At 30.2% G+C, this 13,005-nt stretch carries 13 protein-coding genes; all 13 read right to left on the reverse strand.

The window, feature by feature from the left end:
- Positions 1-28: 28 nt before the first annotated feature.
- Positions 29-604, reverse strand: a complete 576-nt coding sequence (locus DET63_RS08715) for an NUDIX hydrolase (protein ID WP_113936447.1) — start codon at positions 602-604, stop codon at positions 29-31.
- Positions 605-826: 222 nt separating this feature from the next.
- Positions 827-2,278: a serine hydrolase domain-containing protein gene (locus DET63_RS08720; RefSeq protein WP_113936448.1), complete on the reverse strand. Its 1,452-nt coding sequence runs from the start codon at positions 2,276-2,278 to the stop codon at positions 827-829.
- Positions 2,278-2,790 (reverse strand): DUF1129 domain-containing protein, encoded by a 513-nt coding sequence (locus DET63_RS08725; protein ID WP_113936449.1) that lies wholly within the window; start codon positions 2,788-2,790, stop codon positions 2,278-2,280. Before DET63_RS08725 ends, DET63_RS08720 begins: the two co-directional genes overlap by 1 nt.
- A complete protein-coding gene (locus DET63_RS08730) occupies positions 2,787-3,128 on the reverse strand; it encodes a PadR family transcriptional regulator (RefSeq protein WP_002085418.1) in 342 nt (113 codons plus the stop codon). The genes DET63_RS08725 and DET63_RS08730 overlap by 4 nt, the downstream gene beginning before the upstream one ends.
- A 455-nt stretch (positions 3,129-3,583) precedes the next feature.
- Entirely contained in the window at positions 3,584-6,754 is a 3,171-nt protein-coding gene (locus DET63_RS08735; protein WP_113936450.1) for an ATP-binding cassette domain-containing protein, read from the reverse strand.
- Between the two features lie 79 nt (positions 6,755-6,833).
- Positions 6,834-7,310 carry an SRPBCC family protein gene (locus DET63_RS08740; RefSeq protein ID WP_113936451.1) on the reverse strand — a complete coding sequence of 159 codons (477 nt, stop codon included), beginning with the start codon at positions 7,308-7,310 and terminating at the stop codon, positions 6,834-6,836.
- A gap of 441 nt (positions 7,311-7,751) precedes the next feature.
- Positions 7,752-8,315: a class I SAM-dependent methyltransferase gene (locus DET63_RS08745; RefSeq protein ID WP_113936452.1), complete on the reverse strand. Its 564-nt coding sequence runs from the start codon at positions 8,313-8,315 to the stop codon at positions 7,752-7,754.
- A gap of 191 nt (positions 8,316-8,506) precedes the next feature.
- Positions 8,507-9,355 carry a GNAT family N-acetyltransferase gene (locus tag DET63_RS08755; protein ID WP_113936454.1) on the reverse strand — a complete coding sequence of 283 codons (849 nt, stop codon included), beginning with the start codon at positions 9,353-9,355 and terminating at the stop codon, positions 8,507-8,509.
- A gap of 27 nt (positions 9,356-9,382) precedes the next feature.
- Positions 9,383-10,123, reverse strand: a complete 741-nt coding sequence (locus DET63_RS08760; protein ID WP_113936455.1) for a class I SAM-dependent methyltransferase — start codon at positions 10,121-10,123, stop codon at positions 9,383-9,385.
- A gap of 14 nt (positions 10,124-10,137) precedes the next feature.
- On the reverse strand, positions 10,138-10,773 hold the full coding sequence (locus DET63_RS08765) for an SDR family oxidoreductase (protein WP_113936456.1): 636 nt from the start codon (positions 10,771-10,773) through the stop codon (positions 10,138-10,140).
- A gap of 16 nt (positions 10,774-10,789) precedes the next feature.
- Positions 10,790-11,500: a 5'-methylthioadenosine/S-adenosylhomocysteine nucleosidase gene (mtnN, locus tag DET63_RS08770; RefSeq protein ID WP_113936457.1), complete on the reverse strand. Its 711-nt coding sequence runs from the start codon at positions 11,498-11,500 to the stop codon at positions 10,790-10,792.
- Positions 11,501-11,524: 24 nt separating this feature from the next.
- Positions 11,525-12,199, reverse strand: a complete 675-nt coding sequence (locus DET63_RS08775; RefSeq protein ID WP_016091378.1) for a DUF3885 domain-containing protein — start codon at positions 12,197-12,199, stop codon at positions 11,525-11,527.
- A 13-nt stretch (positions 12,200-12,212) separates the two neighbouring features.
- Positions 12,213-12,821 (reverse strand): bis(5'-nucleosyl)-tetraphosphatase (symmetrical) YqeK, encoded by a 609-nt coding sequence (yqeK, locus tag DET63_RS08780; RefSeq protein ID WP_113936458.1) that lies wholly within the window; start codon positions 12,819-12,821, stop codon positions 12,213-12,215.
- Between the last annotated feature and the right edge of the window lie 184 nt (positions 12,822-13,005).

Here is a 13,005-nt window from a genome sequence, read left to right on the forward strand (position 1 = left end):
AAGCCCCTTATTAAGGTGGCTTTTGTTGCTAATTTAGAAACTGCTGAAGTAATAAAGGATCCTTTTTTAAAAGTTCTGCTAAAAACAAAAGTTGAGGAAAAGGTTGTAAGATTAACTCCTTATCCACTTTTTCTTTCAATATAGCCATTCCACCTTGCTTAATATAATCGTTTAGTGTTATTTCCTTACTACAAATTAGCCTAATATCACTTACTGAAAGTAATAATAGTCCGTTTGTTTCAGAAGATGGATTTGGTTCATTTTCTGAATGTGCAATATACATAATAGATAAAGTTTCATATGGACTATCAATAATTAATATTGGAGCGACTTCATTTTCTACTTTTATTTTCTTTGATTGTGCATTCCAATTCTCTTTGTAGTATGTACTTGGTGAACTCAATATAGTAATATCAATAGCAGCTTCTTCTTTCACTTCTCTTTTAGCGGTTTCTACTGCTGTCTCATTGTTTTCTTTATGGCCTCCCAGCCTTACTACACCTAATGTATCGCCTTTTCTTGTTGGACCAACTTGAAAAATAAATAGATTATTATAAAGAACATACGCGCCAGATGTTCTTACGTCTCTATTAATATCTATCAAAATTCCCCCTCCAAATCATTAAAACATTATGAAACACTACTATTTAGATTTGCATGTCTACTAAGTTTAATTTATGGTCTGTTGCAACCTTTAAAAGGAATGCAATTTTTAGATTTTGGGATTTACATCTACTTCGAAACTCAACTTTATCTTAAATATTGACATTGTGTGAGAGTCAACTATTTTTAACAACTTAAATTATATTTCTTCAATTATTTACCCTTATACTTTCTTGCTCCTCAGGGCTATAAATATTGATATTAGTCCGTTCACAGCTAATAATATTACTGTAATACTAGCGAGTAAAGCTACATCTGCTGCAAACAATTTAATCGTATGCCACGGTGAATTTGTGCAATAAATAAGAAGTGGGATCAAAATACTAGATAATAGTAGAAATATACTCCCAACGAACAGCCAAGTTTGTGTTTTACAAGTTTTCTTACGTTTATACTTTTTCATTAACATAATTGATGTAGTAATGAGTGAGAGTGTGACTATCGACATAACAATTTGTGTGAATGGTATGTTTTTAGGGATATCACCAGGTTTTTCCCCATTCAAAATACTAATAATCCCCTTTTTCAATACCGTTAGTGCTGTTTCTTCTAATACATGATTTTTATTCGTTAAAATCACACCAGCCCAGCCACTTTTATTTAAAGTAAACATTTCTGCACGAGCATCAGGCGTTGATCCTGAATGCCAAACCATCGTTTCGCTTACATTTATATTTGTTGTTCTTAATCCAAACCCATAACTTTTTTCTGAATTTATTTTATAAAGCGGTGATAGATAAAGATCCATGCTTTCTTTCTTTAAAAATTGAGTGTGGTCTTGGTGATTCAAAAACATTATAAATTGAATCATATCTTCCAAATTCGCGGTAATATAACCATACGGTGCTCCAGCATTATCATAAGACACTACACTTTTTCTTGGTATACCAAACAACGACTGATAACCTATCAAATAGCCTTTTTCATATGCACTTTCTTTATTTGCCGCTGCGCCATTCATTTTTAAAGGCTGAAAAACATACTTTTCTATATATGAAGAATATGTTTCATTTGTGACTGCCTCAATAAGGGCACCAAGTATCATATAATTTGCATTACTATATTGATATTTTTCACCTGGTGGGGCATTTAATTTTACTTTTGAAAGTTTCATTACATTTTCCTTTAATGCTTTAGAACTCTTCAATTGTTTATCTGATAATGCTAAGCCTTCATATGTGTTTATTCCACTTGTATGAGTTAGTAGATGTTGGATTGTTATATTTGAAGTTGATTGTGTATCTTTTAGTTTAAACGAAGGAAGATGTTGTTGAACTGAATCCTCTAATTTTATTTTTTTATCTTCTATTAACTTGACTATAGCTAAAGCTGTTAAAGATTTACTTATTGAGCCAATCGCAAATGGGGTTTTACTAGTTACCTTTTTTTCAGACTCCCCAGTAATCCCCCATGTTTTTGTAAAGAATACATCTTTATGATGTACAATTGCAACGGAAGCTCCAGGAATGTTCTGTTCCTTTATAAATTTTTCAATATACTTATCTAATGTAACTTTAATATTTTGCTGAGCATAAACTTTTGGATGTACGATACATAATATTAATACATTACAAAGTATACAAATTTGAAATAGTTTATAGATAGTTTTCTTCATTATACTTTAGATAGCTTTCTTTTTTTATAACTTACTAGGCTAATAAATACTAATATAGAGAGCGTAAAACTAAACATTATTAATACATAGTTCCACCATTGATTCTCTGCTATACGATATAAAAGATTATAATTAAATGTATTTTTGCTATTAGTTCCGTTAAATGATTCAGTTAAAAATAGTGAAAGTGTAGTTTGTGAGATGAGGTAAGTAATAACTGCGATGAATATGCCACCTAAGATAAATGTGCTCGAATTTCCCTTTTCATTTTGAAGTTGTCTCATTTTAACTTGTAGGTCAATTTCATTTATTTCTAAAAAATCTTGAACAAATAATTGAGGCGTACCTAGATCATTTATACTATCCTCCCCATTTTCACGACATTCTTGGATATGCTCTAAAATTTGTTGTTTAATATTTTCCCTTTCTTCTAAACTTATATCGTATTGCTTTAATTCCTTAAGTACGCCAGTTAAAAATTGCTGTTCTTTATCTTTTAATTCATTCCTCATTTCAGAAGGTCTCCTTTCAAACCACTCTTTAATAATATTTTAATATCAGATTGCAACTCTAACCATTCATTAACTTTCTTCTCAAGACGTAATTTTCCATTTTCATTAATTTCGTAATAAATCCTAACTTTACCACTGTCTGTTACTTCTTGATAAGTATTAACCCACTCTTGATTTTTCAGTTTAGTTAAAATGGGATAAATACTTCCTACTCCTTTCAATTTTAAATTATGTACTTCAAGTTCTTTCATAATTTCATAACCATAACTTTTCTTTGTAGACAAAATAGACAATACACACATTTCTAAATTCCCTTTAATTAAACTTGTTCTATCCATAGGATAAATTTAACAGAAATATATACTTCATTCAAGTATATATTTCTGTTAAATTTAAAAATTCTAATAATTATACAATCACTAACCATGTAGCATATTCCTTTTGTTTATTATCCAAATAACCTAAATTGTTATCCCCAAAAAACATTTTTATACGTCAATAATTATATAATAAATGATCATAATTAATGATTTAAAACTAACTCTAACAGATAAATGTATTTACATCTTAGAAAGACTAACAAAACTTAAACATAAATGCCAACCTGTAATATCTTTCAGTTTAAAATTTAAGAATAATTTATATTGGTATTACAAATAGATTTTTCTTGCTCTATTATTTATCTACCTTAACACGTTTAAAGAAACTCTTCTTCAACATAAAAACTCATTTGCAGATTATTGCAAATGAGTTTTTAATCCCTAACTGACCACTATTTTTTATTCTTCTTAATTTAATTATTTTTCTCAAGACATTCATAAACTGCCATCATTTCTCGCTTATTCAACTCACGAATTCGATTAAATATTAGAATGTCTGCAACATCCTCAGTTCGTAAGCTTTCATCCACAACATCACTAACTTTTCCAGTTAACCATGTTTCTACGTCTATGCCATCGACAATTTCTTTACGTCCTTCATCGTTAATACCACTTGCATTACAAGTTACACACGGAATTGTTAATTTGAACACGCCGTCATGCAGGTTATCTTCTGTTATTACTTTTTTTCCGTTACAGAATGGACATGGGTTACTTTTTTTAATTTTATTAATTTGGGTAACTAATTTTTTGTAACCAAATGCTTCATACACATATGTTAGTTTTTTATATTTTCCATTTGTGAAATACTTATCTATAATGGTTTCTCTTGTTTCATTGATATTTTGGAAATCACAAATAGTCACCTTATTATTATTGCTGATTGATTCGACATTACCTTTAATTTCGCCCCAGAATGGTAATACATTTTGTAATACCATTTCATAGTTTGAAAAGCTTGCTTGTTCTAATTCAAACATTTTCAGTGCGACTTGTATATTTCTAGGTAATAAAGAAACATCTTCTGTCATAATCATATCGTCACCTACGATAGATTTCAATTTGACGAGTACAGGCAAATCTCCTACAAATTTTAATACTTCGTTAAGCGGCTGATTAATAATTTCACGAATATCTGTATCTCCAAAATTAAGTGGTTTATGGTGATTTAATAAAGTCCCCTTACAAATTGGACATGTCATCATTTCTTTAGAAGTCTTAATATCTTCTTTAATAGCTGCTTTTGAAATAACAATATACCCGCCAATAATCGTATTAAATCCTACCCATGTTCTACGTGTCTTTCCTTTCTTATCATAAAAGGACTTATCAAAATAGCCGTACCAAAATGTATGTTTCTCTTCCTCAGACATACCATTATAGCTTTTCGTCAAATCATGACCAAGCTCATTTTTAATTTCTTCAAATAGAAATTCTATTTTTTCATATTGATAAAATTTTAATACTTTCATGATTTCCGGATCGAATAGACCATCCCAAAATGGAACGTTTTTATCTTGAATTGTAATTTCTTTATCAAAAACTTCAATTTGAAGACGTCCAGAACAAGATGGGCAATGATTATCCTGAGAATAGAAATCGAAACTTCTCGTATCTTTATTAGTCGGATGAGCAGCTACAATATGATTGATCAATCCACCAATTTCATATAAGAAACTATATTGACTATACAAATGTCTTTCGAGATCAATAGCAACAACAGGTGCCATTGTATCAGATTCATATTCACCATAAATTAATCGTGCCATTGATGATAAGCTTTTTAAAATACCACCCTTATAAACGTTTTCAGCATTTTTAAAATAGTTAATATGATTTTCTTTTAAATAGTGAACTCCTTCTTTACGCTTAAGCGTTGAAGAAATGTGTATTTGTTCAGCATTATTCACACTGCTTTTTTGACGATAATAATCCTCATGACTTACTACATCAAGATGCTCTATAGATTCAACCTGTCTTTTTCCAAAATCGACAATATAATCAGAGCTTTCTAGCATGTAACTGTTATGCTCAATCATTATGATAGAGACTGATTCATCTTGCAATATCCCTCTAACACTATCTATAAATTGATTTAAAATATTTTGCGATAAACCTTTTGAAGGCTCATCAAAAATAAACAATGTATGTGGATTTCTTGTTTTTGCAAATAACTCAGAAACTAAATGAACACATTGAAACTCACCCGTTGATAATGTTTGTGTTTTTCGTTCTAATGTTAAATATCCCAGTCCTACTTTGATTAGTAGGCTCAAGCGTTTATACGCAATATCTTCATTTGGAATTTCATCAATAATATCCTCAATTGAGCGCTCAAAAATATCATCAATTTCTTCACTATACTTTGTCAGTTTCTTTTTAACATCTAGGAAAGTTGCTACAGTTGATCGACTTGTAATCGATTGGTTTCGATCTTGCCCTACCATAACTAGTTTATCTTTTGGATATCGTTTCAAGAAATCTGTAGCTAAACACTCATTGACAAGTGTAGATTTCCCGCATCCAGACTCTCCCGTAACAGTTACAAGTCTATTTTTAGGAATCTGAAACTCAGTCATTTGGATATTTCGGCAATATAATTCATGGAATGTATAATATTCTGTTGGCATTTCGTAATTTCGTTCCGATAGTATTGGTTTTGGTCTTGGTGATTCTTTCACGATTTGTCCACCATATTTTCCGCTACCAGGTCCGAAGAACAATTGCTCATCTGTTGTATCCAGTACTGTATCTGAATGATCAATGAGCCAGATTTGATTTTTACACCCTAATTGCTTGATCTCTTCTAATATTTGTAACAATGTTTCATTATCAAGTCCAACTGAAATCTCATCAATAATAATTACAGTATTTTCACTAACTGCCATGAATTCAGCTAAGTAAAGTCGTGTTAATTCTCCACCTGACAACGTACCCATAATTCGATTTAATGTTAAATAACCAATGTTCATATTGATAATATTTTGCAATATATGTTGTTTTGCTTCACTAATATTTAATTCTTCTGCTAATGAAAGAATAGATTCAACACTTAAATCGTTAATATCCGAAATTGTATGTGATTTAGCAAATAACTCAATAGTACGTTGTTCAACTTCTTCACTATAACGTTTCCCCTTACATTTTTTACACTCAATATTTTTAGTAGTACCACGCCCTTTACAGCCAGCACACCAACCTAATTGATTATTAAATGAAAAGACTTCAGGAGAAAGATTAAATTCTTCCGCTAGTTTTTCACGAATCTCTTTAAAAACACCTGTATGAGTACCAATCGTCGAACGCGGATTGGAAGAAATTGATGATTTCCCTAAAAAAAGTACTAAAGGTATTTCCTCCATCTTAATGGCACTAAAATTAGTTTCCATAATATTAGGAAATAAATATTGATATTCAGCCTTTGGCAATAAGGAAACTAGACGCTTCTTTGATTCTTCACCAATTGTTTGACAAAGAGTTGTTTTTCCAGATCCAGATAAACCAGCAATACCAAGTGATTTATTAAACGGAATAACAGTATCAAGTTTATTTATGTTATTAGCAATTAATTGATTTACTTTCATATTAACCTCTATTCTTATTTTTCCACAAAATCATTTTTATAATATAATAATTATATAATAAATACCATGAATTTAATCCCTAATCTTTCAACTCATCAACCTTATTATAATTATCAAACCAATATTCCCACTCATCTTTTGAAAACACCTTCTCTTCTCCTTCTAAAACTGAAGAAAAAAGGTCAAGACAAATATGCCAACCAGCTATATCTTTCGGTGTATGGTCAGTTAATTCATGAATGTATTCTTTAAGTAGTAAAAGAGAACCATTTTCCTCTTTATGTATTTCAAATCGGACACGATCTTTATCCCATGTGAATTCAAGTACTGAATTTAGTTGGCACTCCAAAATATCAATATTTAAAAATGAACCATCCATCATGTCGAACTTTATAATTCCACCTGTTTTAAGGTTTTCAATCTGTAAATTAGACATCCATTTTTTAACCTTGCTGTTTTCAGTTAAAACAGACCAAACTTCTTCTATTGTATAAGAAAATTGACGTTCAAATTTCACAATATAGCCGTCAGTTTGTTTCTCTATTTCAGCCAACATATTTATTGCCTCCTACTTGTATACGGAATGTATGTTCTTATTTTATTTTACACGAATTTATGTATAAAAGAAATCTCTATGGCAATGAAATATTAATTTAATGTGTGATTGGTAATTTGAACATTGATTTATTATATATTCTCTCCATATGTTTATTACAATAGGCGTACCTCAACATTTCCACAAAAAAATTCAACATGAGAAAACGTTGATTTATTTATTTTACATGATATTTCCATTAAATATTTAAAAGCAATTTCCTTTAAGATAAATGGTGTTAATAAGGGCTAATATAGTATTCAAATCAAGTTATGTAATGTTCAAAATCACTTATTATGTATGTTTGCTTCCATGTTAAACTTAGGATTACAGCACAAATAAAAAAAGCCGCATTTGCGACTAATGAACTGATATAACTAACACCTGCTTTAGTTGAATGACTTAACGTTTAATTGCATCAACAATTAAAGATGGAAATCCTAGTTTATCTCCTTGATTTCTAGAATCATACCTTTTTGAACGGAAAATAACGCCGTCATTCGCATCCCATTCTGTGTAATAAAATTGACCATTTTCATCACAATATTCAAGTAAAACTACCTCAAATCCAGCAATTTCAAACATTTTCGTTAATGTTTTATAATTATGAACAATTTTATGACTTGCTGCTGGGTGATCTTTCGGACCAGGCCCGCCTATTTGAACTATATTTTGATATGCTTCATCTCGGAAAAACGCATCAGGAACACCACACCGAATATGCCCTGCTGGTTTTAAAAATTTATAACAAATTTCAGCTGCTTTTACACCTTCTTCAAACGTAAGGTGTTCCCATACATGCTCAGCTAAAATAGCTGAAATGGAATTGTATTCAAATCTTTCTTCCCAAGTGGTATTCTCTAGTAAATTAAGTTCATCTTCTTGAGTTTGAACCCAACCTGGATTATTATTAAACACTCCAGCTCCGACTACTACTTTAATTTCGTCTTGCTTAATTGCCATCACTTTCACCCCATAAATCTTTTAATGTATTAATATATTCTATGTTTACCATATATTTTCCTTTTTCAACTAAAGTGCCAGTTAGCTCAATAAGATAGGTGACAAAACTTCTGTTGTTTTTACTTATCCTCCCACATACAGCAAAAACGTTTATAGTGCAAAATAAAAAGCGAAAAGAATAATTCCTTCCGCTTTTATAGCAATAAATACATTTCATATTGCGCTAAAGAATTCTTTTCAAATCCAAATTTCTTTAAAAACCCTTCCAGTAAATTGTTGTTTGGAAACCCAATTGATAAACTTGATAACTTTAATTCTTCACTTGCTACCTGTAATAATTTCGTCCCAACACCAATATTTCTATAGTCTTTGTCTATGAAAATAAAACTAATTTTTCCTTGTTCATTTACACATACAGAGCCTTTTATATCACTATCAACATATGCACCGTAAAATGTATGATTTGTTTTTTCGATATAATCAATATCATTTTGCCAATTTATATGGAAGTTTAACCATTTCTGAATTTCAACTTTAAATGTTGGAAATTCTAATTGTTTTACTTCAATATTTTTATTACCTTTATTCATTATTTTAGTTAAATCATTTAAATTATAATAAGAAAGATCATATACTTTTTCATAACCTAATTTGTTATAAAAATGAATCGCCCGATCGTTTCCTACAATAACTTCAAGAAAAAGCTGCTTACATTTATTTTGTGTCGCTTCTTCTTTATGTAACTCAAATAAATTTTGACTTACACCAATGCCTCGAAACTCTGGATGAACAGCTAATGTTCCGCAGCGCATTGTTTTTATACTTTCATATACCTTAATACCACCAAGTATTACACCAACACATTTGTCACTGTCTAAAGCAAGAAAGGAGTGTTCTAGCATATTCCCTTCTGGTCCAAAAAATCTTTTAATAAAATCTTCTTTTGAAACTTCCATTTTAATAATGTAATCTGAAAATCCATCCTTAAAAGCTTTATACACTAAATCTATACTTACTTCACTACATCTTTTGTATTGAATCATATAAGTATAATCCCCCGCTTTGACTTGTTATAAACTGCATTCAAATACATGAAATGAATTACCTTCACCATATCCATCTTTTATTTCATGAACAACAATTTGACTAAACCCATTAGTAATAAGTATATTTTCAAATTCTTTTAAATCATATAGTCTTATAGGAAAATCCATAATCTCTGTTTCTACTATTTTCTCATCATGAATGATTTCATATTTCAGTATAATATTTAAAAGTTTTTGCGCCTTATCATATGAAACTTTTCTATACTCAACAATTAATTCATTGTTAATTTCTTTTCTATTTGTCTCTATCCAATCTAAAATTTGTTCTGTCTCACTTCCACCTTGTACAACTGTAAGAAGTAATTTTCCATTTTCCTTTAAGTTATTTTTCATATTTTGAAGACTAACGTCTACTAAATTATTTGGTAAAAGTGAAAATGAACCGATAGGAATCATAATAAGATCGTATTTTTTATCACTATGATATTCTTCTATTCTTCCTTGTGACACAACCGGTTTTAAGTTTAATTTTTCTGCTTTATCTTTACAAACGTTAAGCATATCTTTCGAAATATCGAACCCTTCTATATTCACACCATTTTGCATAAAGGGAATTAACATTCTACCATTTCCACACATCGGTTCTAACACTGCCATGTTTTTGTCTTTTGCAAACGAAAGATAGAAATCTAATTCTTTTCCAACAGCAATTGATTTATCACTTTCATATATTTTTGTACAAAGCTCTCCATAATACGTAATCAATGTTATTTCACCTCTTAATTTGAAATAAATGGACATTTCGCTACATATGTCTTACTATTTATTTGTTTTAAAACAAACGGTGCAATATCTCCATTTTGGATTTTCATTCCTGGCATATCTACTAGACTCTCTTTTATATTTTTAATGTCATTTCCCTCTATAACAAATGGTAATCTAACAATTGTCCAATCTACATCACTACTTTGTATAATTTCCAATTCTTTATATTTATCCCTCATCATCTTTGAAAGAAATAATCGAAACAAATTAGCCCCTATTTTATTTACAATTCCCTTCTGATCTCCTTCTACATTTAAGGAGCCTCCAGAAATAAGAATATAGCGCTTCATTTCATATTCCTTCATTACTTTTAAAATATGCTTCGTAACTGTGCTAAAAATATAAGGTTCATTTTTCGGCTGACCCACCGCATTAATCACAGCTTTACACCCTTGAAGTAATTCCTGTATGACTGAAAAATCGCGGGCATCCCCACTGATAGTCTCTATATTTTCATTAGTTATCGTCATATTTTTAGAAGTTCTCGTTAATATTTTTGCTTGATATCCCTTTTCTAACGCATGATTTACGATGAATTTTCCAGCTTTACCATTCGCACCAAGAATTGCTATTTTATTTATAGTTTCCAATATTAAAACCCTCTAACTATCTATTATTTACTACAGTAATCTCATAAACACGTAAAAAAGTAATTAAATGCTCACATGCTCGTTCACATGCTAACATTTTAAAAACCTTTTGTTCTTCTTTCGTTTTGTCATTCGCTTGATCTGAGGCAGCTTTTAAACATAGGAATGGTTTTTTATTTACATGACATACATAAGCAAATGCTGCCACTTCTTGATCAACAGCTAAAGCACCGTATACAGTATGAAGTAAATACCTCATTTCTGAACTTCGAATACGTTGATCTCCAGATAGAAATGTACCAAAATGGACCGGGTCATACGAACGTAATTTCTTCATTCGTTTTACGAGTGATTTAGTTGTTTCAATAGGTGCTGTTCTACCATCATATAGATTAAAACTATCTTCTCCTGAACCAGCCGCTGCAACATCATGCTGTAAAGTATTAAGAGCTACAACGATGTGTCCATTTTTCACCTTATCTGATAAACTCCCGCAAATCCCTGTCATAAATAACTGGTCTGGTTGGAATTCACTTATTAATAGTTGTACACAACTAGCACAACTTACTTTACCGACACCAGTTACAACTGAAATAACTTCTAATTCATTAATAGAATGAAAATGAAATTCCCAAGCTGCTATTTTTTCTACACGCTCACTTGGATAATGTTGATGCAAATACGTAAGCTCTGGTTCCCATGCAGATACAATTGCGATCCTTTTCATTACACACTTCACTTCCTCCTATTTTCATGTAAATAAGTCATCTATACTCTCTCGTTCATATTCTGGTATCCACTCTTTATACTTCTCATATAAATCCCGTATCTTTTCTTTATTCTTCGCAATTACTTCACATCCTCTATCACCATAAATAAACATGATAATATCCTTTGTTACATTTATAAAAAATACATCTGGATATGAAATTTCTTTTTTTCGTCCTAAGCGTGGACGTAGGTCAGGGAAATCTTCATGATTAACAGCTTCAATGAGCCGTTCATATTTAATATCTTCTGCAAAACATTGTAAAGAAAATTGATATGTACAATATAAGTCAGCTTCTTCATCTTCAAATAGAAAAGGGAATGTTTCTTGTCTTATATGAAACTTTAAATCCCTCTTTTTAATAAACCTATTGTATACATTTATTTTCTGCGCATTTTTTATATTTTCCTGTTTAAATCGATAAACATTTGTGACTAAAAAGACGGTATCTTCTTTTGAAAATATATCTTTAAATAGACTTTTATTATACCTATATAGTTGTGTGAAATATTCCATATTATACGTGTTACCATCTTCTTTGAATTGATATTTATCTTTCCCAAAATCAAAATGAAGATGATTTTCCCACTGAAAGTATATGGACGGTACTAATGTAACTCCTGGGAATGTTTGATTCATATATTCTTTTAATTGCATTTTTATACCCTTTCTACTCTACAATTTCTTTTAAATACCAATATGCTTCTTCTAACCACGGGTGTATGACTTTTAATGTATCTTTTCTTTCCCACAAATATGAAATATATACAAAAGCAGCATGTTCTAAAGAGTTTCCTAAAGCTTTTTTTACATTTATTAAATATGGAGGTGTCCCTATTTGATCCCATTCTAATTTATCAGCAACAAATAGTACTAAATCCATCTTTGTAGCATGTTTACGCAAAGTAGTGTGGCAACAGATAGCATTTAAAGCTTCTTCATCCTCTATTTTAAATATCTCTTTTGCAATTACTCTCGATAATTTTTGATGAATAATCATTGGAAATTCTCGTTCTTCTTGTAATATTTCTATTCCAAATTTTTCAGCAACTGCAATCCGCTCCTCGTTCGGAAAGATTGCACTAATATCATGTAAACACCCTGCAATCGCTGCTTTTTCTTCATCTTCATAAAATATTCCCGCAATTTTTCTCGCCTCATTTGCCACACGAATTGAATGTTTATATGTAAATTCTTTATTGTATTTTAATAGAAAAGCTTTAATATCATTTTCTATTTTTCCAGTTGGAGTAAATGAATATATATCATTATATAACATAGCAAGTCCCCCTTATAACTAACTTTCAATATAATATGAAATTTAAATATCCTTCTTATTTTGTATTCGTTATAATTGTATTAATTCCTTTTTAATACGTTACGTGAAATTTAATGTAGAAACATTACTACAAAATACATAAATGTTTGATATTATAGTAATATTGATGATTCGCAAGGAAAGG

The sequence above is a fragment of the Bacillus sp. DB-2 genome (assembly GCF_003315125.1).
Lineage (GTDB): Bacteria > Bacillota > Bacilli > Bacillales > Bacillaceae_G > Bacillus_A > Bacillus_A mycoides.

Bases quoted from the DNA above. Each gene is read 5' to 3' on its own strand.
- DET63_RS08735 (WP_113936450.1), bottom strand. From the start codon at position 6,754: ATGAAAGTAAATCAATTAATTGCTAATAACATAAATAAACTTGATACT.
- yqeK (WP_113936458.1), bottom strand. From the start codon at position 12,821: ATGTTATATAATGATATATATTCATTTACTCCAACTGGAAAAATAGAA.
- DET63_RS08720 (WP_113936448.1), bottom strand. From the start codon at position 2,278: ATGAAGAAAACTATCTATAAACTATTTCAAATTTGTATACTTTGTAAT.
- DET63_RS08730 (WP_002085418.1), bottom strand. From the start codon at position 3,128: ATGGATAGAACAAGTTTAATTAAAGGGAATTTAGAAATGTGTGTATTG.
- DET63_RS08740 (WP_113936451.1), bottom strand. From the start codon at position 7,310: ATGTTGGCTGAAATAGAGAAACAAACTGACGGCTATATTGTGAAATTT.
- DET63_RS08725 (WP_113936449.1), bottom strand. From the start codon at position 2,790: ATGAGGAATGAATTAAAAGATAAAGAACAGCAATTTTTAACTGGCGTA.
- DET63_RS08775 (WP_016091378.1), bottom strand. From the start codon at position 12,199: ATGCAATTAAAAGAATATATGAATCAAACATTCCCAGGAGTTACATTA.
- DET63_RS08755 (WP_113936454.1), bottom strand. From the start codon at position 9,355: ATGATTCAATACAAAAGATGTAGTGAAGTAAGTATAGATTTAGTGTAT.
- mtnN (WP_113936457.1), bottom strand. From the start codon at position 11,500: ATGAAAAGGATCGCAATTGTATCTGCATGGGAACCAGAGCTTACGTAT.